This is a genomic window from Methylomonas sp. 11b (assembly GCF_000515215.1).
Lineage (GTDB): Bacteria > Pseudomonadota > Gammaproteobacteria > Methylococcales > Methylomonadaceae > Methylomonas.
In genome coordinates, this window is sequence record NZ_KI911557.1 from 3,483,008 (window position 1) to 3,505,041 (window position 22,034).

Consider the following 22,034-nt stretch of genomic DNA (forward strand, 5'->3'; position numbering starts at 1 on the left):
CTCACAACAAATTATTTCGATTGAAAGACGCACCTGGGTCTGTAGCTCAGTTGGTTAGAGCGCACCCCTGATAAGGGTGAGGTCGGAGGTTCAACTCCTCCCAGACCCACCAACGCATAAAAGGCGAAAGCAATAAGGCGGAAAACGATCAGACAACACTCCTGGTTAGAAATGGGTAGGGTTGTGCATAGTTGGATTCCGGCTTGAGTCTTGGTCTTTAGTCTGTTTTAGGGGCCATAGCTCAGCTGGGAGAGCGCCTGCCTTGCACGCAGGAGGTCGGGAGTTCGATCCTCCCTGGCTCCACCATCACGCTGAACGCTGAGGGTAAACCAGTTCGTCAAATGTAAGCACTTGGATGTGGACATCAGCGCTATACGGTTTTATCGCATGATAAAGACTGTATAGCATTGGTATTCGTACCGATAGCTCTTTAACAATATGGAAATCTGTAACTATAGTAACGATCAGCAATGATCGAAACTGAAACGAGTTGCGGTTTGAATGAAGTCAATGTCGAAAGATAAAGATGGAAAGCAAGCAGCATGTCGTTCTCAAGCAGAAAAAATCAGCGAAAATGTCAGCTGACAGTATAACCAAAGTACAGACGTATTCGGGTTATATGGTCAAGTGAATAAGCGCATACGGTGAATGCCTAGGCAGTAAGAGGCGATGAAGGACGTTGTAGCATGCGAAAAGCTTTGGGGAGCCTGCAAACCGGCTGTGATCCAGAGATGTCCGAATGGGGAAACCCGGCGTGCATCAGCACGTCATCTTTGAGTGAATACATAGCTCACTGAAGCGAACCCGGAGAACTGAAACATCTAAGTACCCGGAGGAAAAGAAATCAACCGAGATTCCCTAAGTAGTGGCGAGCGAACGGGGACTAGCCCTTAAGCTAGGATAAGGTTAGTGGAACGGTCTGGAAAGTCCGGCGATACAGGGTGATAGCCCCGTACACGAAAACCTTTTTTTAGTGAAATCGAGTAGGTCGGAGCACGTGAAACTTTGACTGAATATGGGGGGACCATCCTCCAAGGCTAAATACTCCTTACTGACCGATAGTGAACTAGTACCGTGAGGGAAAGGCGAAAAGAACCGCGGAGAGCGGAGTGAAATAGAACCTGAAACCGTATGCGTACAAGCAGTGGGAGCCCCTTCGTGGGGTGACTGCGTACCTTTTGTATAATGGGTCAGCGACTTACATTTTGTGGCAAGCTTAACCGAATAGGGGAGGCGTAGCGAAAGCGAGTCTTAATAGGGCGTTTAGTCGCAAGGTGTAGACCCGAAACCGGGCGATCTATCCATGGCCAGGCTGAAGGTTGGGTAATACTAACTGGAGGGCCGAACCCACGTCTGTTGAAAAAGACGGGGATGAGCTGTGGATCGGAGTGAAAGGCTAATCAAGCTCGGAGATAGCTGGTTCTCCTCGAAAGCTATTTAGGTAGCGCCTCGTGTATCACTGCTGGGGGTAGAGCACTGTTTCGGCTAGGGGGTCATCCCGACTTACCAACCCGATGCAAACTCCGAATACCAGCAAGTGCAAGCACGGGAGACACACGGCGGGTGATAAGGTCCGTCGTGAAAAGGGAAACAGCCCAGACCGTCAGCTAAGGTCCCCAAATCTATGCTCAGTGGGAAACGATGTGGAAAGGCACAGACAGCCAGGAGGTTGGCTTAGAAGCAGCCATCCTTTAAAGAAAGCGTAATAGCTCACTGGTCGAGTCGGTCTGCGCGGAAGATTTACCGGGGCTAAGCATAGTACCGAAGCTACGGATTTACGCGTTAAGCGTGAGTGGTAGAGGAGCGTTCCGTACGCCTGCGAAGGTTCATTGAGAAGTGGGCTGGAGGTATCGGAAGTGCGAATGCTGACATAAGTAACGATAAAGGGGGTGAAAAACCCCCTCGCCGAAAACCCAAGGTTTCCTGCGCAACGTTAATCGACGCAGGGTTAGTCGGCACCTAAGGCGAGGCTGAAAAGCGTAGTCGATGGAAAACAGGTTAATATTCCTGTACCAGTAGTAACTGCGATGGGGTGACGGAGAAGGCTATATCAGCTGTCGGTTGGAAGTGGCAGTTTAAGCAGGTAGGCATGCATCTTAGGCAAATCCGGGGTGCTTTATGCCGAGACGTGATGACGAGCGGTTCGAAAGAACAGCGAAGTGATAGATGCCCTGCTTCCAGGAAAAACCTCTAAGCTTCAGGTTACTAGTGGCCGTACCCTAAACCGACACAGGTGGGTGGGATGAAAATTCTAAGGCGCTTGAGAGAACCCAGGTGAAGGAACTAGGCAAAATGATACCGTAACTTCGGGAGAAGGTATGCCCTCATTACGTGAAGGTCCTCGCGACTGGAGCGGAAGGGGGTTGCAAAAAATCGGTGGCTGCGACTGTTTAGCAAAAACATAGCACTCTGCAAACACGAAAGTGGACGTATAGGGTGTGACGCCTGCCCGGTGCTGGAAGGTTAATTGATGGGGTTATCTTCGGAGAAGCTCTTGATCGAAGCCCCAGTAAACGGCGGCCGTAACTATAACGGTCCTAAGGTAGCGAAATTCCTTGTCGGGTAAGTTCCGACCTGCACGAATGGCGTAACGATGGCCACACTGTCTCCACCTGGGACTCAGTGAAATTGAAATCGCTGTGAAGATGCAGTGTACCCGCGGCTAGACGGAAAGACCCCGTGCACCTTTACTATAGCTTGACACTGGACTTTGAACCTACTTGTGTAGGATAGGTGGGAGGCTTTGAAGCGGGAACGCCAGTTCTCGTGGAGCCAACCTTGAAATACCACCCTGGTATGTTTGGAGTTCTAACCTCGACCCGTTATCCGGGTTAGGGACAGTGTCTGGTGGGTAGTTTGACTGGGGCGGTCTCCTCCTAAAGAGTAACGGAGGAGCACGAAGGTACCCTCAGCCTGGTCGGAAATCAGGCAATGAGTGCAAAGGCATAAGGGTGCTTGACTGCGAGACGGACAAGTCGAGCAGGTACGAAAGTAGGTCTTAGTGATCCGGTGGTTCTGTATGGAAGGGCCATCGCTCAACGGATAAAAGGTACGCCGGGGATAACAGGCTGATACCGCCCAAGAGTTCATATCGACGGCGGTGTTTGGCACCTCGATGTCGGCTCATCACATCCTGGGGCTGAAGCAGGTCCCAAGGGTATGGCTGTTCGCCATTTAAAGTGGTACGCGAGCTGGGTTCAGAACGTCGTGAGACAGTTCGGTCCCTATCTGCCGTGGGCGTTTGAGATTTGAGGGAAGCTGCTCCTAGTACGAGAGGACCGGAGTGGACGAACCTCTGGTGTTCCGGTTGTCATGCCAATGGCATTGCCGGGTAGCCACGTTCGGACAGGATAACCGCTGAAAGCATCTAAGCGGGAAGCCCCTCCCAAGATGAGATCTCACTGGGACTTTAAGTCCCCTGAAGGGCCGTCGGAGACTACGACGTTGATAGGCACGGTGTGGAAGCGCAGTAATGTGTGAAGCTAACGTGTACTAATTGCCCGTGAGGCTTGACCATATAACACCCAATGCGTTTGGGTAAAGTCAAAAGACAACAGTAGCTGAACACGCAAGAGAACGACAAACTCAATACAGATTTCCATGAAAGCAGGTCAAAGCGAAACGCTTAAAACCTGCGCATGACGGCTGCAACAACAGCCTAACCAGTTTGCTTGGTGAACATAGCAAGCGTGAACCACCCGATCCCATCCCGAACTCGGAAGTGAAACCGCTTAGCGCCGATGATAGTGTGGCAGGTTGCCATGTGAAAGTAGGTCATCGCCAAGCGCCTATCCCAAAAGCCCTGCTAACGCTAGCAGGGCTTTTTTTTGACTCTAAAGTCCCTCATCAATAATCACGCTTCAATTTTGCAGTAGTGGTTGTTAGAATCCCGTCTCATCAATGTTTAGCGAGAAAAGTCATGAGTGCAATAGATAGAATCCAAGCCCAACTAGCCAGTCATCCCGTCGTCTTGTACATGAAAGGCACCCCTGATTTCCCCCAATGCGGGTTTTCCAGTCGGGTGGTGCAAGCCTTGGATGCTTGCAACGCTGATTATGCTCACGTCAACATCTTCGAAGATCCTGAAGTGCGTGAAGCCTTGAAAGAATACTCGCACTGGCCTACCTATCCCCAGCTCTACATCAACGGCGAATTAGTTGGCGGCTGCGACATCGTTATCGATCTGTTTAATAAAGGTGAACTGAATAATATGCTGGCTAACGTGACCGTAGCGCAATAGGTGTGCAGTCTTAGTTCTGTGCTCCGTTTATAGGAAACGCTATTCTGAGCATCCAGCGCTAAAAATCCGCGAGGCGAAATAAGTATAGGCCGTTGTCTGCCATTTTTATCTCAAAGCCTTTGGGACTCAGTTAGTCGGATGATGAATGCAAGGCTTACTGATGTAGAAATTGAAGATATATTCGGTCAAGTCACGCACGAATAGTCTCGGCGTGATTGGCATGCTGGAGGCGCTAGGCGCGCCCTATTTTTAGATTGAGTCAGAATCGTGCCATGACCGCATTATCCCGGTAGTTGTCCTTGCTACTCATGTTGCCTTGAATCTCATGGCGGCTTAGGAAATCCTGGTACTCGTGACTAGCTATTGACAGCCCCTGCGGACGAAACCAGGCAATGGTAACCCGCAAGAAGACCTGCAAGCCAGCTCTGCTGGCATGGTGGGCACCAGTCCACTCGGCGAATTTACGCGAATACAGGTCTAACACGGCCGCCAAATATACCCAAGGGGACTAGATCAACCACTCAGTGTCCGCGTGCAATTGATGTCTGAAAGTCTGGCTCGATTAGCGGCTACTTGCTCAGACTGGCGTCCAGCGCATCATCTTACAGCGGCAGGCTTTGGTTGCTGTCGGGGTATGCCCGAACTAAGGCTTCGAGCTTGGATCGAGCTGAAGTTCCTTCATCAGCCGGCGCAAACGATAGCGCCGGATCTTGATGCTCTGCTCTGCCAATGCCTTGCGAAGTAGGCGGCTACCATATGACTGACTACTAGCCCCGAACGCTCTGCCCAGCTGAAGCCGCGTGATGCAGGTCGTTTTAGGCTAACGAACTAGCTGCCGGGCCACATAAAATCCCGAAGGCTTGTCCAACAGCTAAGAACCCTGTTGCGCCGAGATGGTCTTCTCCCCTGTTTACGTCCGAATCATTTGATGTTCATTGCTGTTCCCTGGCAAAGATATCCATGGTACATAATAGGCCAAAACCTGTTTTAGTAATTCGTTATTCGCCCGCAGTTGCCAACTTTTCTGTTCCAGTAGCCGAATACGCTGCTTCTCCAGGGTTAACGGGTTGGCTCAACTACTCGGCTTACACATGCTTTAGTCAGCGACGCACTCCTTTATCGCCCAGCTATAGTTCCTGGCAAGCCAGGGTCACTGTTCAGGCCTTGCTCCTGGATCATCTTCACGAATCGCCGCTTGAATACCTCATCGCAATTCCTTATTTCTTGTTTTATTCGTTCCACCTTGAAGAGTGATGGGTATCGACCTATCTCGGTGTACGAAAAAAGTTGATCACTACAGACTCAAGCGCTCAGATAAAATAGCTTAATTTATCTTGACAAGGATTTGGCAAGTGGTAGACTGCCACGCACCTCAAGGGACCGGGGTGTCTTCGATACGAAGGCTAAATAACATGGAAAAACAAAGAACTCCCGATTTGATCGGGGATTTAGATAATCTTTTAGGAGGTAGAAATGGCTGCTACAACTGAATCAGTTAAGGCTGATGCTGCGGAAGCACCGCTTTTAAATCAAAAAAACCTGTGGGCTGGCATCAGCTTATACCTGGTTTTTTATTCTTTCATTCGTTGGTACGAAGGTGTTTACGGCTGGTCAGCTGGCTTAGACTCTTTTGCTCCAGAGTTTGAAACATACTGGATGAACATGCTGTATATCGAGATCGTTATCGAAGTACTGTTGTTTGCTGGTATCAACGGCTATATCTGGAAAACTCGTGACCGTAAAGTTATGTCAATCACTCCACGTGAAGAGTTGAGAAGACACTTTACACACTGGACATGGTTGGTTTGCTACGGCTGGGCTATCTACTGGGGTGCTTCTTACTTCACAGAGCAAGACGGTACATGGCACCAAACTATCGTTCGTGATACTGACTTTACTCCAAGTCACATCATCGAGTTCTACCTGTCATACCCAATCTACATCATCACTGGTTCAGCTTCTTTCATGTATGCAAAAACAAGATTGCCTACATACCACGAAGGTCTGCACTTGATGTATCTGATTGCGGTTATCGGTCCATTCATGATCTTGCCTAACGTAGGCTTGAATGAGTGGGGTCACACATTCTGGTTTATGGAAGAGTTGTTCGTTGCTCCATTGCATTACGGTTTCGTATTCTTTGGTTGGGCTGCTCTGGCTATAATGGGTGTTGTGAACACCGAAGTAATGGCAATTGCAAAATTGCTGAAAAAAGATTTGGCTTAATAGCTTATCTTTAAAAGTAAAAATACTATCTCCTTTCCTGCCGCTGCTTTTTTCAAGTGGCGGTAGGATAAAGAGAAGTGAAAAAAATATAATTTTAATTCTTTAGGAGGTAAGCTAATGAGCGCATCTCAATCAGCTGTACGTTCACGTGCGGAAGCGGTACAAGTTTCCCGTACGTTCGACTGGATGATTCTTTTTACACTGTTCACAGCGGTTCTGGGCGGTTATCACATTCACTATATGTTGACTGGCGGTGACTGGGATTTCTGGACCGACTGGAAAGATAGACGTCTATGGGTAACCGTAGCTCCTATCGTTTCTATTACATTCCCTGCGGCTGTTCAAGCTTGCTTGTGGTGGAGATACCGTTTGCCAGTTGGCGCAACTCTTTCTGTAGTTGCTCTGATGGTTGGTGAGTGGATTAACCGTTACATGAACTTCTGGGGCTGGACTTACTTCCCAGTAAACATTTGCTTCCCATCTAACCTGTTGCCAGGTGCGATCGTTCTTGACGTTATCCTGATGATGGGTAACAGCATGACTCTGACCGCTGTTGTTGGTGGCTTGGCTTATGGCCTGTTGTTCTACCCAGGTAACTGGCCTGTTATCGCTCCGTTGCACGTGCCTGTAGAATACAACGGCATGATGATGACTTTGGCTGACTTACAAGGTTACCACTATGTTCGTACCGGTACACCTGAGTACATCCGTATGGTAGAGAAAGGTACATTAAGAACTTTCGGTAAAGACGTTGCTCCAGTATCAGCGTTCTTCTCTGGATTCGTTTCTATCATTATTTACTTCTTGTGGCACTTCTTCGGCAGATGGTTCGCTAAAACCGACTTCATCGCTGACGACGCGTCTTAATTAGAAGAATAGTAAGAAAATGAACCTGGTGGTTCTAGATAGCTGCCAGAAAGTCTTAATTAAAATTCTCTAGTGATAGAGGAGGAAATATGAAAATAATAAAAGACAAAGTTGCAAAACTGTCCTTTGTCGCACTGTTGGTCGCAATGACAGCAGCGATGTTCTATGCTCCAACAGCATCTGCTCATGGTGAAAAATCACAGGCTGCGTTCATGCGTATGCGGACGATTCACTGGTTTGACCTGAACTGGTCAAAAGAAGAAGTGCCTGTTAATGAAACTATGACAATTTCTGGTAAATTCCTGGTATTCGCAGGCTGGCCAGAAACTGTTGATAAACCAGAAGTTTCATTTTTGAACGTTGGTATCCCTGGTCCTGTATTTATCCGTGCAGGTTCTTGGATCGGCGGTCAATTGGTTCCTCGTTCAGTGTCTTTGGAATTGGGCGAAGTTTACGAGTTTAAAGTTCTGTTGAAAGCTCGTCGTCCAGGCGACTGGCACGTTCACTCTATGATGAACGTACAAGGCGGTGGCCCTATCATCGGCCCAGGCAAATGGGTAACCATTACTGGTTCTATGAGCGAGTTTGTTAACCCAGTTACAACTTTGACTGGTCAAACAATTAACTTGGAAAACTATGCTCTGGACAACGTTTATTTCTGGCACGCAGTATGGTTCGCAATCGCGTTCGCATGGTTGTTGTTCTGGATCAAACGTCCATTGTTCGTTCCACGTCATATCGCTGTTAGCACTGGCAAAGCAGATTCTCTGATCTCAGCCGGCGACAAAAAAATCGGTATGCTGTTCGGTGTAGGTACTATGGTTATCGTTGCTGCTTCTATGGGCGCTACCAACGAAAAATATCCTGTAACTACTCCTTTGCAAGCTGGTTTGTTGCGTGGTATGAAAACTTATCAAATGCCTGAAGCTAACGTTTCAGTTAAAGTTGATGATGCTACATACCGTGTTCCAGGTCGTGCAATGCAAATGACTTTGACCATCACAAACAACGGCGATTCAGCTGTTCGTTTGGGTGAGTTCAACACAGCAGGTGTCCGTTTCTTAGATCCAGCGGTTCATGAAGATGATACTGCTTACCCAGATGATTTGTTGGCTGAAGAAGGCTTAACTGTTAGCGATAACAGCCCTCTGGCTCCAGGCGAAACACGCACTGTCGAAGTTACTGCTTCTGATGCTGCTTGGGAAGTATATCGTTTAGCTGACTTGATCTACGATCCAGACAGCCGCTTCGCAGGTCTGTTGTTCTTCTGGGATGAAAAAGGTAACCGTCAATTGGTAACAGTTGATGCTCCTCTGATTCCAACTTTCATCTAATACTGAAAGTTTTCTAAGTCGAAATACTTAGGAAGAAATTGAAACCCCCGCTATTGAAAGATAGCGGGGGTTTTTTTTGGAAAATACGCTTTGAAAATGCAGGAAGATGTAAAAAATGAAAAAGATGTTAGTAATTGTAGGAATATTAGTACTAAGCGGTTGCTCGGAGAAGGAAGAATATCAGTCCGTAGTCTTAGAGCAGATGAAGCAAGATAAAGATATTAAGGACTACGGAATTGAGCCGGAAGTAATGACAAAATGTGTCGTCGATACTTCGTCTAATGATATGCCAGGGTTGTTCCTATTAGATCCTGAAAGGCGCAAAGCATATAAAAATTACGCGAAGATGTTAGATCTTAATAAGTCAACGGATCCACAAAAGACCTTAATCGAATTACGAGAAAGTTTCGGTGCAGCTAAAGAGCTCGCAGAAGCACATTCAAATTATGTCGAAAGCGTAGTCGAATGTATGTCCGGTTTAGTGACTGGCGGAGAGGAAAAATTGAAAAATGCAAAATAGGGGCTGTTGCCGTTTCACATGGGTAGCCATATAAAAGCACAAGCCAAAGCGATGGCGCTTCCAACATTGCGTTTCAGTTTGTTATACCGTGTTGCAATGGCTCTGAAATGTTTCAGTCTAGCAAATTCATTTTCAACCAGGTGGTGATACTTATAGAGCCACCAATCCACGGCATCATTGCCAATGTGGAGTGGTCAACTTTTTTCGGACACACCAATAGATTGTTGTTCTGCCATTTTCATTTCATAGCCATTGGGCGGAAGGTAGCCCAATGACGAATGCAAGCGCCGACTGTTGTAGAAATTGACGATATAGTCGGTGATGTCGCGGATAGCCCCGCTGTGGTTGGCATACTGCGGTACGTTTTTGGCTGAAGCAGGTGCAGTCTGAACAATCCGGTCAATCGGGCATTGGCAAGCCGTTAATGCCGGATCAGCAGCGTTTTCGGCCGTTGGAACAAGAAAATTGTCAACTGCGTACGGATAACTAAGTACTAAAAACGGTTTCGGCCTTTTATGCCCTGTGGGTATCTTTGCCAAGGAACTGCGATGAAACACCAAGTGATCCACTAGTTAACGGCAGATAAGGTCGTCACGGTGCAGCAGGGTTACCAGTTGTTGGGCGTCAGCCGTTCGGGATTTTATGCGGCTCGGAGGCGAATTCATCAGCCCAAAACGCCTTTCGGCACGCGGGTTCGCTTGCGCAGTCCGTTCGAAGCCATCGGTCAATGCTATGGCAGTCGCCAGGCCTGAATAAGTGCATTCCGACCGTGACAGCCAGTACGCCAGTCAAGAGAAACGGGATTTACTGATGCGCTACGGCTTTCAAGGCAGCATGAGTCGTGAGGGCAGCTGCTGGGATAATCCGGTAATGGGGCGCTTCTTTCTCAATTTAAAAATGGAGCATGTCTGACACCTCCGCAGTCCCACCCAGTTTGAGTTCCTGGCAAACCTGATCCAACCTCAGCCCTTGCTCCTGGAAAATATTTACCACTTGCAGCTTGAACGCCGCATCAAAACTTTGCCTTTCTCGTTTCATTCGTTCCACCCTGACGGTGGATAGTTTATCAATCTATTTTGGTGTCAATTTTTATTGAACCACTACAATTGAGTTCGCTTGAGTGATGATGGCTTGGATTGATTGGTTTTCATAAGGCTCCTCAGGTTGCGAGATTACTCTCTTAGCTGGGTGCCTTGGAGTTAGGGGGTAAGATCAAGGTTAGACTGCTAAAATAACCAAGTTTTTAGATAAAAGCTGATGTAAGTTGCTAAGCTATTTAACTAATGCTAACGGTAGGACGACAATCGTGCCAATTATCTTGAAAGTACTTTCTTACAAAGGTTTGCCATTACCTGCTGAATTGAGTGCCGAATTCGGTCAGTTAGGCGGAACAATAGGCAGAAAAGCAGGAAATACCTTGGTGTTACCTGATGCGGAAAACTTTGTATCAGGCCATCATGCTGAAATCATTTATGAGGACGGTGGTTATTTGATAAAGGACACAAGCAAAAATGGTACATATTTATCAAATGCCGGACTGAATATAAATGATACTCAAGCAAGATTGCTAGATCGTGAAATTTTGCGCATCGGCGAATATGAAATTATTGTGGAACTGTCATCAGGCGAAATATCTCCAGTTTCACCCATTAGCATTGAGAGTCTTTCGCCTTCACCATTCGCCGAATCGTTTCAAAATGACCAACAGTCAATAGTCAACGAACCTCTGAATTTCTCGATTCCCCATAACGCAGCGAGTTCTCCCTTCGGAGAGCGCCCCCCTGCTTCCCCTTTTCACGATCACTTTGCGGCGCCAGAGGTGTTATCTCCCGAGAGCGATGGTAAAGATATTGCCGAATTCTTAAAAGGCTTAGATTCCTTAGGTGCGTTGGATACACCATTCACAGCGCCTCCCAAGTTAGAGTTCCCGAATTCGGAAGCAATAAATTTATCCGAGCCTAGTTCTTCGAACATCGCCTTAGACTCTAAAGACCTATTCCAAAATACGTCTAATATTGAGCGCGAGGATGAGCCGAAAGCTCCGCAAGCCGATGTAGGGATTGCGCTAACACCGAATAAGGAGCCATATATCAGTCCTAAATCGGGTGATGCGGCGCTCATGAAGATGTTTCTGGATGGTGCGGGAATAAAAGATCAATCGTTTTTGACAGAAGAGCAGTGGCCGGAGGCGATGAAAGCGAGCGGTGTGTTATTCCGAAATTTGATCGAAGGCTTGATGGATGTTTTACGCGCACGCGCAGAAATGAAAAGTGAATTTCGAGTTTCTGTCACCACAATCCGCTCATTTGACAATAACCCGCTAAAATTCAATCCTGATGTGGAAAGTGTACTCAAGCTGATGCTCGCGCCGAATAATCCCGCGTTTATAAATTCAAATGATGCGGTAACTGAAGCGTTCAAGGATGTTAAGTTTCATCAATTGGCGATGACGGCGGGTATACAGGCCGCATTAGGGGAGATTTTGCATCGTTTCGATCCTGACACTTTCGAAAAAGTTCTGGGCGAAGGGATTGTGTTTCAGCGAAAAGCCAAGTGTTGGGAGCTTTTTTGCGAAAAATATCCGGAACTGAAAACACAAGCAATTGAAGGATTTTTTGGGGAAGAGTTCGCTGAAGCTTATGAAAAGCAGATGCGTCTATTTGCGAGGCGGTGAAAGTTTGCAACTCAATTGAGTTAGTAATGCAATTTTCATAACTCATTGTTATTAAATAATAAACGGTACCTAATAGAGTATGTCAATCAATAACAGGATTGTTTGGTCGGAAGGCATGTTCCTTAGACCTCAGCACTTTCAACAACATGATCGTTATCTTGAAAGCCGTATTGATGGCCGTTGTTATGGAATCAGGGCATATGATTGGGGTTTTTCTTCGTTAAAGCTGGATGGTGGGCAATTGGCGATTGGAAAAATAACTCTGGCGGCTGCTAGGGGGATTTTTCAGGACGGTACCCCATTCCATTTACCAGACGAGGACGAACTGCCGCTACCACTTGATGTCTCAGAAGATATCGCCAATGAAGTGGTGTATTTAGCATTGCCGCTGAGTCGTCCGGATGCTGTCGAAGTTGATAGCGATCAAAACCCCGATGGATTGGCGAGATATCGAATTACTCATAGGGACGTCAGAGACAACAATGCGGGTTACGACGCTCGTTATCCAGTACAAATAGGCAGCATTCGTCCGAGACTTATGCTTGGCAACCAAGAAAGATCAGGCTATCTGTGCTTAGGGGTCGCCAATATCATTGAGGTGCGCGCCGACAAAACAGTCGTACTGGATGACAAATACATTCCCGTAGTGTTGCAATCGTCAGCCAGTAATATTTTGAACGGCTTCGTCCGGGAACTGCAAGGCCTGTTGCATACCAGAGGGGAGGCGTTGGCGGCCCGAGTGGCGGGAACGTCGCAAGGTGCCGGGGTGGCGGAGGTTGCAGACTTTATGTTGCTGCAAACCATTAATCGTTATGAGCCATTGCTGGCACATTTGGCTGGAGATGCGCTGTTGCATCCGGAAACATTGTTTTCGTTGTGCTTGCAGTTGATGGGAGATCTAGCGACCTTCTACCGTCAAAATAAACGACCCGCAGTGCTGCCCGAATATAGACATGACGACTTGCGTATTTGCTTTATCCCGTTAATTGATGAGCTACGACGCCTGCTAAGCATGGTGCTTGAACAAAATGCGATCCAAATTCCTTTAACCAAACATAGTCAGTCGGTTTATTACTCGGGTCGCCCCGATGTGAAATTATTGGAGCAGGCAATTTACATCTTGGCTGCCAGCGCGCAAGTATCTTCGGAGATGTTGCGCACGCATTTTCCTCCGCAGGTGAAAATTGGTCCGGTGGAAGAGATCACGCAGTTGGTCACTGCTGCACTGCCCGGTATTTCAATTCATCCTTTGCCCGTTGCCCCCAGGCAATTGCCGTATCACGCCGGATGCTCTTATTTCGAATTGGATAAGCAAAGCCCGTACTGGAAGAAGATGATGGATTCCGGCGGTTTTGCGTTTCATATTGGTGGTAATTTTCCGGGATTGGAGTTGGAATTCTGGGCAATAAAAAAAGGGTGATGACATGGTGCAACAAGGACCTTTCGGCGACGACGACAAAACAGTGTTACGGCCTTCGCCTGGTGGAAGAATGCCGCAGCAGCCTTCAGTTACGCAAATACCGCCATCCCCGCCGCCCCAGCAGCCGACTTCAAATATCAATATTCCCGCGCTCAGTTTGCTTTCCGGAGCGGATAGCGGTTCATTACTGACCCTATCAGCGGGTATTTTGTCCTTGGCAGCTAGACTAAGAACAACCGTTAGCTATTCAGGGGTTGATGAACTAAAGCAAAAGTTGGCTAAAGAGGTCAGGGAATTTGAGAACCGTGGGTTGAATGCAGGGTTTCAGCAAGAAACTATGCGAATGGCGAGCTACGATTTATGTACTTTTCTGGATGAAATTATCCAAAACACGCCTTGGGGTTCGCAGAGTAATTGGGGGCATCAAAGCCTGCTTATCCTTTTTCATAAAGAAGCCTGGGGCGGCGAACGCTTTTTCCAAATACTCGAACATCTGGTGAAACAACCCGCGCAAAATTTACCGCTCATCGAGCTTTGCTATGTGTTGTTAAGTTTTGGATTCGAAGGCAAATATCGGGTCATGGCCAATGGCGCCAACGAATTGGAAAAACAACGGCTTGAGTTGTACCAATTGATTCAGCGAGTAAGAGGAGATTTTCCAGCGGAGCTGTCGCCGCGCTGGCATGGGCAAAAAAGCGGAAATAGCTCGTTGATCACGCAAGTGCCGCTATGGGTGTTCGCCAGCGTGGCAGGCGGGATATTGTTGCTTTGTTATTTAGGTTTTGCGTTTTTTATTAATTCGGCATCCGATCCGGCGTATCGGGATTTGCTAAAACTGGCCAAGGAGCCAGTGCAGGTTGCAGCGGCCGCAACGATAGCGCCACCTGCACCTGCACCTGCACCGGATATTGCCAACAGATTGGAACGCTTTAAACCTTTATTGCGCGATGAAATTTCCCAAAATATGGTTGAAGTGGTGGACGATAGCATCATTCGCGTTCGTAATTCCTTCCCATCGGGTAGCGATCAAGTCAAACCGGAGTTTCTGCCCATGTTGAAAAAAATCGCCAAGGAACTTGAGAATGAACAAGACTCGATTTTGGTAACGGGGCATACCGATGATAAACCCATCGTATCCGCCCGCTTTCCGTCCAATTGGCATTTGTCTGCGGCACGCGCTAAAAACGTATTGGCGATTTTGACCGCATCCGCCCAATTAAAAGGTTCGGCCAGAGCTGAAGGCCGGGCCGACGGCGAGCCTTTGGCACCGAATGACACTCCTGAACATCGAGCCTTAAATCGGCGCGTCGACATCCTGATAAAGTGAGAATACCGCGTGGAACGGATAATCAGTTTTTTTATAACAAAGTGGGTGCTTGAACTGATCGGTATCGTGATTTTGTCGGTACTGATTTGGTTTATCGGGCCTTTAATCGCAATTGCCAGCAGTGTGCCCTTGGAAACCGATTTAAGCCGGATTATAACCATAAGCTTCATATTCGGATGTTGGTTGCTTTACCGGTTGGTCGCGTGGCTGTTATCGCGTAAGCGCGAGCAGCGTTTAATGGCCGATTTGGCTGGCGGAGCCGATGCAAACGATGCGCAAACGGCCTCCGCAGCCGAGCTGGATGTGTTGAGTCGGGGGTTCGATGAGGCTTTGGCATTACTGAAAACCACCAGCTCCAAACAGCGCGGCCGGAAGCAGTATCTTTACGAATTACCTTGGTACGCCATTATCGGTGCACCGGGCTCCGGCAAAACCACAGCGCTAATCAATTCCGGATTGCATTTCCCCTTGGCCGAACGCTTGGGCAAGCATTCGGTAAAAGGCGTCAGCGGCACGCGGGATTGCGATTGGTGGTTCGCCGACGAAGCGGTGTTATTGGATACCGCCGGTCGGTATACCACCCAAGATAGCCATCAAGAAGTGGATGCTACGGCCTGGCACGGTTTCTTGCAGCTGTTAAAAAAATACCGACCACGCCGCCCTCTGAACGGGGTATTTGTGGCGGTGAGCGTCAGCGATTTAATCCAGCAGACTGAGGAAGAATCACGCCAACATGCCGCAGCAATTCGGCGGCGGATTACGGAACTTAATGCGCAACTGGGTGTGCAATTGCCAGTCTATGTATTGTTTACGAAAGTCGACCTCGTGGCGGGGTTTAGCGATTTTTTCGCCAATTTAACGGAAGACGAGCGCAGCCAGGTGTGGGGTGAGACGTTTATTCGTGCAGATAACGATAAAGAAGATCTGGCCGCTCACTTACTGCAATTTGAAAAGGCCTATGACGAATTGACCGAAAGGTTGGTACAACGCCGATTGAAGCGTATCCAGGAAGAGCGCGATGTGCAGCGGCGTACGGCTATTTTCGACTTTCCGCAACAAATGATGCTGTTTAAGTCGGTGGCAATCGGGTTTCTGGATGCCGCGTTTTCCACCAATCGCTACGAAGAGCCTTTCTTGTTACGCGGCGTGTATTTCAGCAGCGGCACCCAGGAAGGGACACCGATTGACCGGGTGATGGCGGCGTTGGCCTCAAGCTTTAGATTGGAAAGGCAAGCAACACCGTTAATGAGCGGGCGCGGTAAAAGCTATTTTCTGACTAAGCTTCTGAAGCAAGTAGTGTTTCCCGAAGCCGAATTGGTTGGCGTGGATCCAAAGGTCGAGCGGCGTTTTCGTTTGATGAACCTAGCCGGCTTTGCTGCCACCTTTGTGATTGTGGCGATAGCTGTAGTGATGTGGATGGTCAGTTTTGCCACCAATAAGTCGGCGATTGCCGATGTCGAAAAACAGATAGAAATTTACCGAGCCAGTAATCTTTCTCCAACAGATTCACGTTCCGGCTTCTTGGCGTTGCTGCCGAAGCTAAATGCCCTGCAAGCCGCCAAGGATGTTTATGCTCAAACCGGCTGGAGCAGCGGATTTGGCTTATATCAGGGCGATAAAATCGATTCTGCTATCGATATTGCCTATCAACGCTTACTTCGCGAAAATTTTCAGGCCTTGATTACGCTGCGCTTGAAAGAACGTATGCAAAGCGATGAAGGCAAGAATCTGGATGTACTCTATCAACTGTTGCGCGTCTATTTGATGTTCGGCGAGCCGCAACGGATGGACGCCAAGGTTGCGCAGCCTTGGGTGAAATTGGATTGGGAGCAAATGTTTGCCACCGACCCGGAGACTCAAGCCAAATTGCAGTTACATCTGGATAATTTGTTGGCTTTGAATTTGGATCCGGCCGCACTAGACAGCAGCTTTGTTGACGCGGTGCGCAATAAATTGACGCAAATTCCCTTGGTCAATCAACTGTATAGCCGCTTTAAAAGCGAGGCGCTATTTGATCGCAGTCACGACATTTCGGTCGCCGGGCAGTTGGCACCGAACGGCGGCCGAGTGTTTACTGCGAACGGCAAGGAATTGGATACCTTGGTTGTGCCCGGTCTGTTTAGCAGTTACGGTTATACGGAGTTGTTTCTGAAAAAAGGCATGGTTTACGTCAAGGAAGTCAGTGAACAGAATTGGGTGCTCGGCGTAAACGGAGCAAGTACGCCTGTCGAAATGGATCGTTTATATAGCGATTTCAAACGCCTGTATTTGGGGGATTATCAAAAGACCTGGGATGGCGTGCTGACGGCGGTTAAATTCCGTCCGCAACTCAACAATAATCAGCTGGTAGATACGCTGGATCTGCTGTCGCGTCCAGATTCGCCATTGAAGTTGTTATTGGAACTGGTCGAAAAAAATACCGCGTTAAGCAAGCTCTCGTCCGAATTGGCCGATGCGTTGGCAAAATCCACAGGCGGCGCCTTGGCGGTTCCGGAAGCCGCTACCCAAAAACTGTTGGCAATGGCTAAGCAAAGTGACGGCGGTGTTGACCCGGTCAAGGCCTTGGAGACTTACTTCGAACCTTACAATATGCAAGTGCGGGGTGCAGCCGATAGGCCGGCTCCGATCAATGCGACGATGGCGAGTATCAAAAATCTGCACGATTATCTGATGCAGATTGGTTCGGCACCCAATAGCGGTGGCCAAGCCTTGTCTACTGAGGCGGCGCGGTTTGCCGGCGGTGGTGTCGATCCTTTGCAATCCGCAAAAATGGAATTTGCCCGTTTACCTGGTCCGGTTGCAGCCTCACTGAACGCGTTGACCAGCACGGGCGGACAACAAATCAAAACCGGCGCGAAAGGGCAACTCAATGAAATGTTGAAAACCGCGGTGACGATGCCCTGCAAAAGCGCTTTGGCCGGCCGTTATCCGTTTGCAAAAAATACTCAGCAGGACGTGTTGATGGCTGATTTCGGCAAAGTGTTTGCCGCTAACGGGATTGTCGATCAATTTTTTAACACGAATCTCAAGGCATTTGTCGATACTACAGCGGTGCAATGGCAGGAACTCAGCTCTGATAAGGCTTTAGGTTTATCGGCAGCCAGTATTCGCCAGTTTCAGATCGCCGCGAAAATTCGTGACGCATTTTTTCCCGGTGGTGGCGCGGTGCCGCAAGTGCAATTCGAGTTAAAACCCTTGGCATTGGACGACAAAGTCAGTACCTTCAGATTAAATGTCGAAGGCCAGGAGTTGGTTTATCGCCACGGTCCTGAGCAACTTACCAAGTTTCAGTGGCCCGGCACCAATAACAGTGCCGGTGTCAGAGTGGTGTTTGAAGGTTTGGATGGCAAACAGCTTAGCAAGTCCAAGGAAGGGGCTTGGGCACTATTTAGAATGTTCGACGAGTTCAATATCCAGCCTACCGGCTTGCCGGACCGCTTTAATTTGACCGTACAACTGGAGGGCTATACCGCTAAGTTCGAATTGCGCGCAGCCAGCGTCAATAATCCATTTGGCATCAGTGAATATCAAAGTTTCCGTTGCCCGGAGTCGCTATGAATTCTATGGATGGGCTGAGCGTCGGCTTTTTTGGGAAAGTACCGGGATTGGGGGATTTTGTCAGTCGGCGCTTGCCCAGGCACTTTATCGAGCCATGGGATAATTGGTTACAAGCCTCTATGCGTTCCAGCCAGGAAACATTAGGAGAGAGCTGGTTATCCTTGTTTTTGGTTAGCCCGCTTTGGCGTTTTGCTCTGAGACCGGGTGTGTGCGGTGCGAGTGCCTGGGCCGGTGTCATGATGCCCAGCGTCGATAGGGTGGGCCGCTATTATCCGTTGACTTTGGCGCAAGCTGTAAGTGCGGAATCGTTGCTGTCATTGTTTTCGCCGGAATCGGATTGGTTTGCACAATTGGAAGACGCCGCGCTATCGGTGTTGAACGAGTCCTGCGATCTGGATCGGTTTGATAAGGGGCTGATGGAAATCGGTTCGGCTGACAGCCTGACGCCGCAGCGTTTTCAAGCTGATTCTAACGGCGGCTTGGCTGCATCCAACGGCAAGCCCGCGTTTCGTTTCGATTTGGAGGGCCTGGATCAGACGGATGCAGTGTTTCCACGCTTGAGTCAGAGTTTGCTGGAACGCTTTATGCCCGGTTACAGCATTTGGGCGAGTGAAGGCGGCCAGACGAATCGTCCGAGTTTGCTGGTTTGCGAAGGTTTGCCGCCTATCGATGCTTATGCGAGTTTTTTGCAGGGTATGCCGCAGGCTGGCAGATCTTGGCATATGCAGAGTTATCGGCAAGACCAAAGTGTCAAAAAAATCGAGAGCGAGCCAAGTGCATCTGCGGTAGGCGCTGCGGCGAGTCAGGTCTTAACGCCGCCTAACTCGACAATGTGGGCGTCCTACGGGGTTACAGTGGTCGGCAATAAGCGCAAGCATAATGAAGATGCCTTGCTCGATTGCCCGTCACTGGGCTTATGGGTGGTTGCTGATGGCATGGGTGGGCATCAATCCGGCGATGTTGCCAGCCGCTTGGTGGTGGATTCTCTATCGACGTTGGAATTTACCGAAAACCTGGATAATCAGGTCGAAGAGGTTTCCCGCAAATTACATAAGATCAACGAAGATTTATGCCGCTTTGCCTCGGGCATTCAGCAAGGCAGTATTGTCGGAACCACGGTAGTGGCCTTACTGGCTAAGGGGGACAAGTGCGCGGCGATTTGGGCTGGTGACAGTCGCTTGTACCAATTGCGCCAAGGCGAGTTTACGCAGATTACCCGCGACCATACCTTAATTGACGAATTGATGGATTCCGGTGTGATGACCCGGGAAGTCGCGGCCCAACAAGTTGGCGCGAATGTGATTACCCGCGCGGTGGGCGGGCAATTGACGCTGGCATTGGATGTGCTGCGCTTTCAGGCGGCCGGCGGTGATCGTTATCTGCTATGCAGCGATGGCTTGGATAAAGAGTTATCGGAAGCCGAGATTGCGGAATTGATGGGCTTAGGAAGTTGTCAGTCGGCCGCCGAAGCCCTGATTAACCAGGCGTTAAGCAGAAGCGGCCGAGATAACATTACCGTATTAGTCGCCGAATTTAGTGGTTAAGCCGAAATCAGGATGTTGTCCTAAAGTCCGGAATCTTAGGTTTCAAGCATCTTTGGGAAAATACGATTCAACAATTGTATAAACGCGTGAATTCCCGAACGGGCGGCGGTGTTCGGTGGTGTCTTTGGGTAATGTCTGTCAATGAGTGCTTAGTGCAGATAGACCAAATGACGTGAAGAAGCCGATGTGATCATTTGGCGACGCTAAGACCGCGAGGTTTTAGCGCCACGAAACACTAGACGGATTTTCTCAATGGAAAACGGTATTTCCCATCTCGGTAGCCCATCCGCAAGTACCGAATATCGTATCCGTTACGAAATATCGTGCCGACTTGTCTTTGCAATGGTGTGTCCATGTTGCGATTTAATACGCTGATTCAGTTGTAAGTTATTTTATTTCAATGTCTTATAGTTTGCTTGGCGATGGGTTCATAAGTTGGCATGTTAAATGATAAAGATGAGTTACCTATTGATGAGCAAATGCAAATTGATAGGTATAAGATTCTGCGACATTTAGGGTTGTTTTAGTTTAAAGCGTGACATGAAAAACCGACTAGACTAATGCGAATTAGTTTTGGGCTTAATAAAGGCGTAACAAGTCCGGGGCAGTATAGAATTGGGTCGATTGTAAGAAACGGGGCGCCAGGCACAAGGTTTCGTTGCAGCTTTTCAATCGGTTGATGTTAACAATTGCATGACCATAGAGGCGTAAAAATGGCGGATTTGTCCGGATTACTAGAACCTGTTTCGGCCGAGCAGCCTTGTGGCGATAACCTTGAGTATGACAATGCCAGAGTGGCGTTGGACACCAATATTTTAGGGACCCCGGAAAATCAGTTTTCTGGAGAGAAAGCGCTACCGCCTAACTGGCGCGAGGTCTATAAAGAGGCCTTGGCGTTGTTGCAACGTTCCAAAGATTTGCAAGTCATTTTGTACTTGATCCGGACACTGATCAACGTTGAAGGTTGGAGAGGTTTTCGCGATGGACTGGGCTTTCTGGAAGAATCTTTGACTCGTTATTGGGATTCCATACACCCTCAGCTTGATCCCGACGATGGTATGGATCCGACGTCGCGAATCAATATTTTGGAAGAGCTTGCCAGCTTCGACCTGATAATCAGGCCCCTAAGTTTGGCGGTGCTGGTTGAGTCGAAAGCAATCGGCAGGTTTTGTTTGCGTGACATTCAGTATGCAACCGACCGGCTGGAAGTGCCCAAGGGCCTTGCAAAGCCAGACAATGGCGCTATCAACGCGGCTTTTCTGGATATGGATGACGCGGCGTTAACCGATAATTATCAGGCGGTACTTGATAGCATCAAAATTGTCGAGCGGATCGACGCTTTCGTTAACGAAAAAGTCGGAGCCAGCCAAGGCGCGGTATTGACGCCGTTGAAAGCTTTACTGAAGGAAGTCCGGGATGATTTCGATCATTACGCCGGGTCGCGGTTGTCTAGCGATGTCGAGAGTGAGGCAATCGACGATGGCAGCACCGCCGAGGCAGGTAATGATGTAAAGCCAGTCAAATCCAAAGCAGTGGGCGGTGCTATTGAGTCGCGTCAAGATGTGGTGAGAACTTTGGATGCGCTTTGTAAATATTATGCGGATTACGAGCCGTCTAGTCCCGTGCCCATTTTGTTGCGCCGGGCCAAGCATCTGGCAAACGCGGATTTCCTGGAAATCGTCCAAAACTTAATGCCGGATGCGCTTTCCCAAATAACTGCGATAAAGGGTCCCGACCCGAGTTAGAAACTGATTTTTGGTAGTCCTTCTTAATGTCAAGCGGAGAATACAATGGCTGAAAGTAGTCAGAAGTTTATACAACGAAACCGGGCTCCCCGGGTGCAGATTGAATACGATGTCGAACTCTATGGTTCCGAGAAAAAGGTGCAGTTGCCGTTCGTGATGGGCGTCATGTCGGATTTGTCCGGCAAGCCGGCTGAACCGTTGGCACCGGTGGCTGATCGTAAATTGTTGGAAATCGATGTCGATAATTTCAATGATCGATTGAAATCGATGAAACCGCGGGTCGCGTTTCAAGTTGCCAATACCTTGACCGGTGAAGGCAATTTGAACGTCGACATTACGTTCGAAAGTATGGATGACTTTTCTCCGGCAGCCGTTGCCAAAAAAGTGGCAGGTTTGGACAAAGTGTTGGAAGCCAGAACCCAGTTGTCCAATTTGATTACCTATATGGACGGCAAAACCGGCGCAGAGGAATTAATCGCGAAGTTAGTTAACGACCCCGCGTTGTTACAAACCTTGGCTGCTTCGGCGAAACCGGCGGAAGCAGGCGGTGATGCGGCTGAAGGAAAAGGGGAGTAAGCC

At 48.6% G+C, this 22,034-nt stretch carries 13 protein-coding genes, 2 tRNA genes, 2 rRNA genes and 3 pseudogenes; 17 read left to right on the plus strand and 3 right to left on the minus strand.

Annotated elements, in window-relative coordinates:
- Positions 1-35 precede the first annotated feature (35 nt).
- From METH11B_RS0116715 to grxD, 5 genes are all read left to right on the plus strand, one after another.
- A tRNA-Ile gene (locus tag METH11B_RS0116715) sits at positions 36-112 on the plus strand.
- Positions 113-230: 118 nt separating this feature from the next.
- Positions 231-306 (plus strand) — tRNA-Ala (locus tag METH11B_RS0116720).
- 315 nt (positions 307-621) lie between these two features.
- Positions 622-3,517: ribosomal RNA gene (locus METH11B_RS0116725) — 23S ribosomal RNA — on the plus strand.
- A 153-nt stretch (positions 3,518-3,670) separates the two neighbouring features.
- Positions 3,671-3,786 (plus strand): 5S ribosomal RNA (gene rrf / locus METH11B_RS0116730).
- A 133-nt stretch (positions 3,787-3,919) separates the two neighbouring features.
- A complete protein-coding gene (gene grxD, locus METH11B_RS0116735) occupies positions 3,920-4,240 on the plus strand; it encodes a Grx4 family monothiol glutaredoxin (protein WP_026603000.1) in 321 nt (106 codons plus the stop codon).
- Positions 4,241-4,499: 259 nt separating this feature from the next.
- On the opposite strand, the gene METH11B_RS27925 is transcribed toward grxD, so the two are convergent.
- Positions 4,500-4,724, minus strand: coding sequence for a hypothetical protein (locus METH11B_RS27925; protein ID WP_026603001.1), 225 nt, complete (start codon positions 4,722-4,724; stop codon positions 4,500-4,502).
- A gap of 989 nt (positions 4,725-5,713) precedes the next feature.
- On the opposite strand from METH11B_RS27925, the gene amoC reads away from it, so the two are divergent.
- From amoC to METH11B_RS0116760, 4 genes are all read left to right on the plus strand, one after another.
- Positions 5,714-6,466 (plus strand): bacterial ammonia monooxygenase, subunit AmoC, encoded by a 753-nt coding sequence (gene amoC, locus METH11B_RS0116745; RefSeq protein WP_020483731.1) that lies wholly within the window; start codon positions 5,714-5,716, stop codon positions 6,464-6,466.
- A gap of 117 nt (positions 6,467-6,583) precedes the next feature.
- Positions 6,584-7,333 carry a bacterial ammonia monooxygenase, subunit AmoA gene (gene amoA / locus METH11B_RS0116750; protein WP_026603002.1) on the plus strand — a complete coding sequence of 250 codons (750 nt, stop codon included), beginning with the start codon at positions 6,584-6,586 and terminating at the stop codon, positions 7,331-7,333.
- A gap of 89 nt (positions 7,334-7,422) precedes the next feature.
- Positions 7,423-8,667, plus strand: a complete 1,245-nt coding sequence (gene amoB / locus METH11B_RS0116755; RefSeq protein ID WP_026603003.1) for a bacterial ammonia monooxygenase, subunit AmoB — start codon at positions 7,423-7,425, stop codon at positions 8,665-8,667.
- A 115-nt stretch (positions 8,668-8,782) separates the two neighbouring features.
- On the plus strand, positions 8,783-9,187 hold the full coding sequence (locus METH11B_RS0116760; RefSeq protein ID WP_026603004.1) for a hypothetical protein: 405 nt from the start codon (positions 8,783-8,785) through the stop codon (positions 9,185-9,187).
- A 14-nt stretch (positions 9,188-9,201) separates the two neighbouring features.
- On the opposite strand, the pseudogene METH11B_RS28710 reads toward METH11B_RS0116760, so the two are convergent.
- Both METH11B_RS28710 and METH11B_RS29205 read right to left on the minus strand, forming a co-directional pair.
- Positions 9,202-9,369, minus strand: a pseudogene (locus tag METH11B_RS28710) (IS5/IS1182 family transposase); the annotation flags it as partial.
- Between the two features lie 12 nt (positions 9,370-9,381).
- Positions 9,382-9,543: pseudogene (locus METH11B_RS29205) on the minus strand (IS3 family transposase); the annotation flags it as partial.
- Positions 9,544-9,943: 400 nt separating this feature from the next.
- Here METH11B_RS29205 and METH11B_RS29525 point away from each other — a divergent pair.
- The 8 genes and pseudogenes from METH11B_RS29525 to tssB form a co-directional block, all read left to right on the plus strand.
- Positions 9,944-10,096, plus strand: a pseudogene (locus METH11B_RS29525) (IS3 family transposase); the annotation flags it as partial.
- A 397-nt stretch (positions 10,097-10,493) separates the two neighbouring features.
- Positions 10,494-11,861, plus strand: a complete 1,368-nt coding sequence (tagH, locus tag METH11B_RS0116780; RefSeq protein WP_197026973.1) for a type VI secretion system-associated FHA domain protein TagH — start codon at positions 10,494-10,496, stop codon at positions 11,859-11,861.
- Positions 11,862-11,940: 79 nt separating this feature from the next.
- Complete coding sequence (gene tssK / locus METH11B_RS26930) at positions 11,941-13,281, plus strand: type VI secretion system baseplate subunit TssK (RefSeq protein WP_036276097.1); 1,341 nt, start codon at positions 11,941-11,943, stop codon at positions 13,279-13,281.
- A gap of 70 nt (positions 13,282-13,351) precedes the next feature.
- Positions 13,352-14,608 carry a type IVB secretion system protein IcmH/DotU gene (gene icmH / locus METH11B_RS0116790; protein ID WP_231499694.1) on the plus strand — a complete coding sequence of 419 codons (1,257 nt, stop codon included), beginning with the start codon at positions 13,352-13,354 and terminating at the stop codon, positions 14,606-14,608.
- Between the two features lie 45 nt (positions 14,609-14,653).
- Positions 14,654-18,166 (plus strand): type VI secretion system membrane subunit TssM, encoded by a 3,513-nt coding sequence (gene tssM / locus METH11B_RS0116795; protein ID WP_231499628.1) that lies wholly within the window; start codon positions 14,654-14,656, stop codon positions 18,164-18,166.
- Positions 18,163-19,710, plus strand: a complete 1,548-nt coding sequence (tagF, locus tag METH11B_RS28720) for a type VI secretion system-associated protein TagF (RefSeq protein ID WP_026603010.1) — start codon at positions 18,163-18,165, stop codon at positions 19,708-19,710. Before tssM ends, tagF begins: the two co-directional genes overlap by 4 nt.
- 713 nt (positions 19,711-20,423) lie before the next feature.
- A complete protein-coding gene (gene tssA / locus METH11B_RS0116805; protein ID WP_020483722.1) occupies positions 20,424-21,455 on the plus strand; it encodes a type VI secretion system protein TssA in 1,032 nt (343 codons plus the stop codon).
- Between the two features lie 45 nt (positions 21,456-21,500).
- Complete coding sequence (gene tssB, locus METH11B_RS0116810) at positions 21,501-22,031, plus strand: type VI secretion system contractile sheath small subunit (protein WP_026603011.1); 531 nt, start codon at positions 21,501-21,503, stop codon at positions 22,029-22,031.
- The last annotated feature ends 3 nt before the right edge of the window (positions 22,032-22,034 follow it).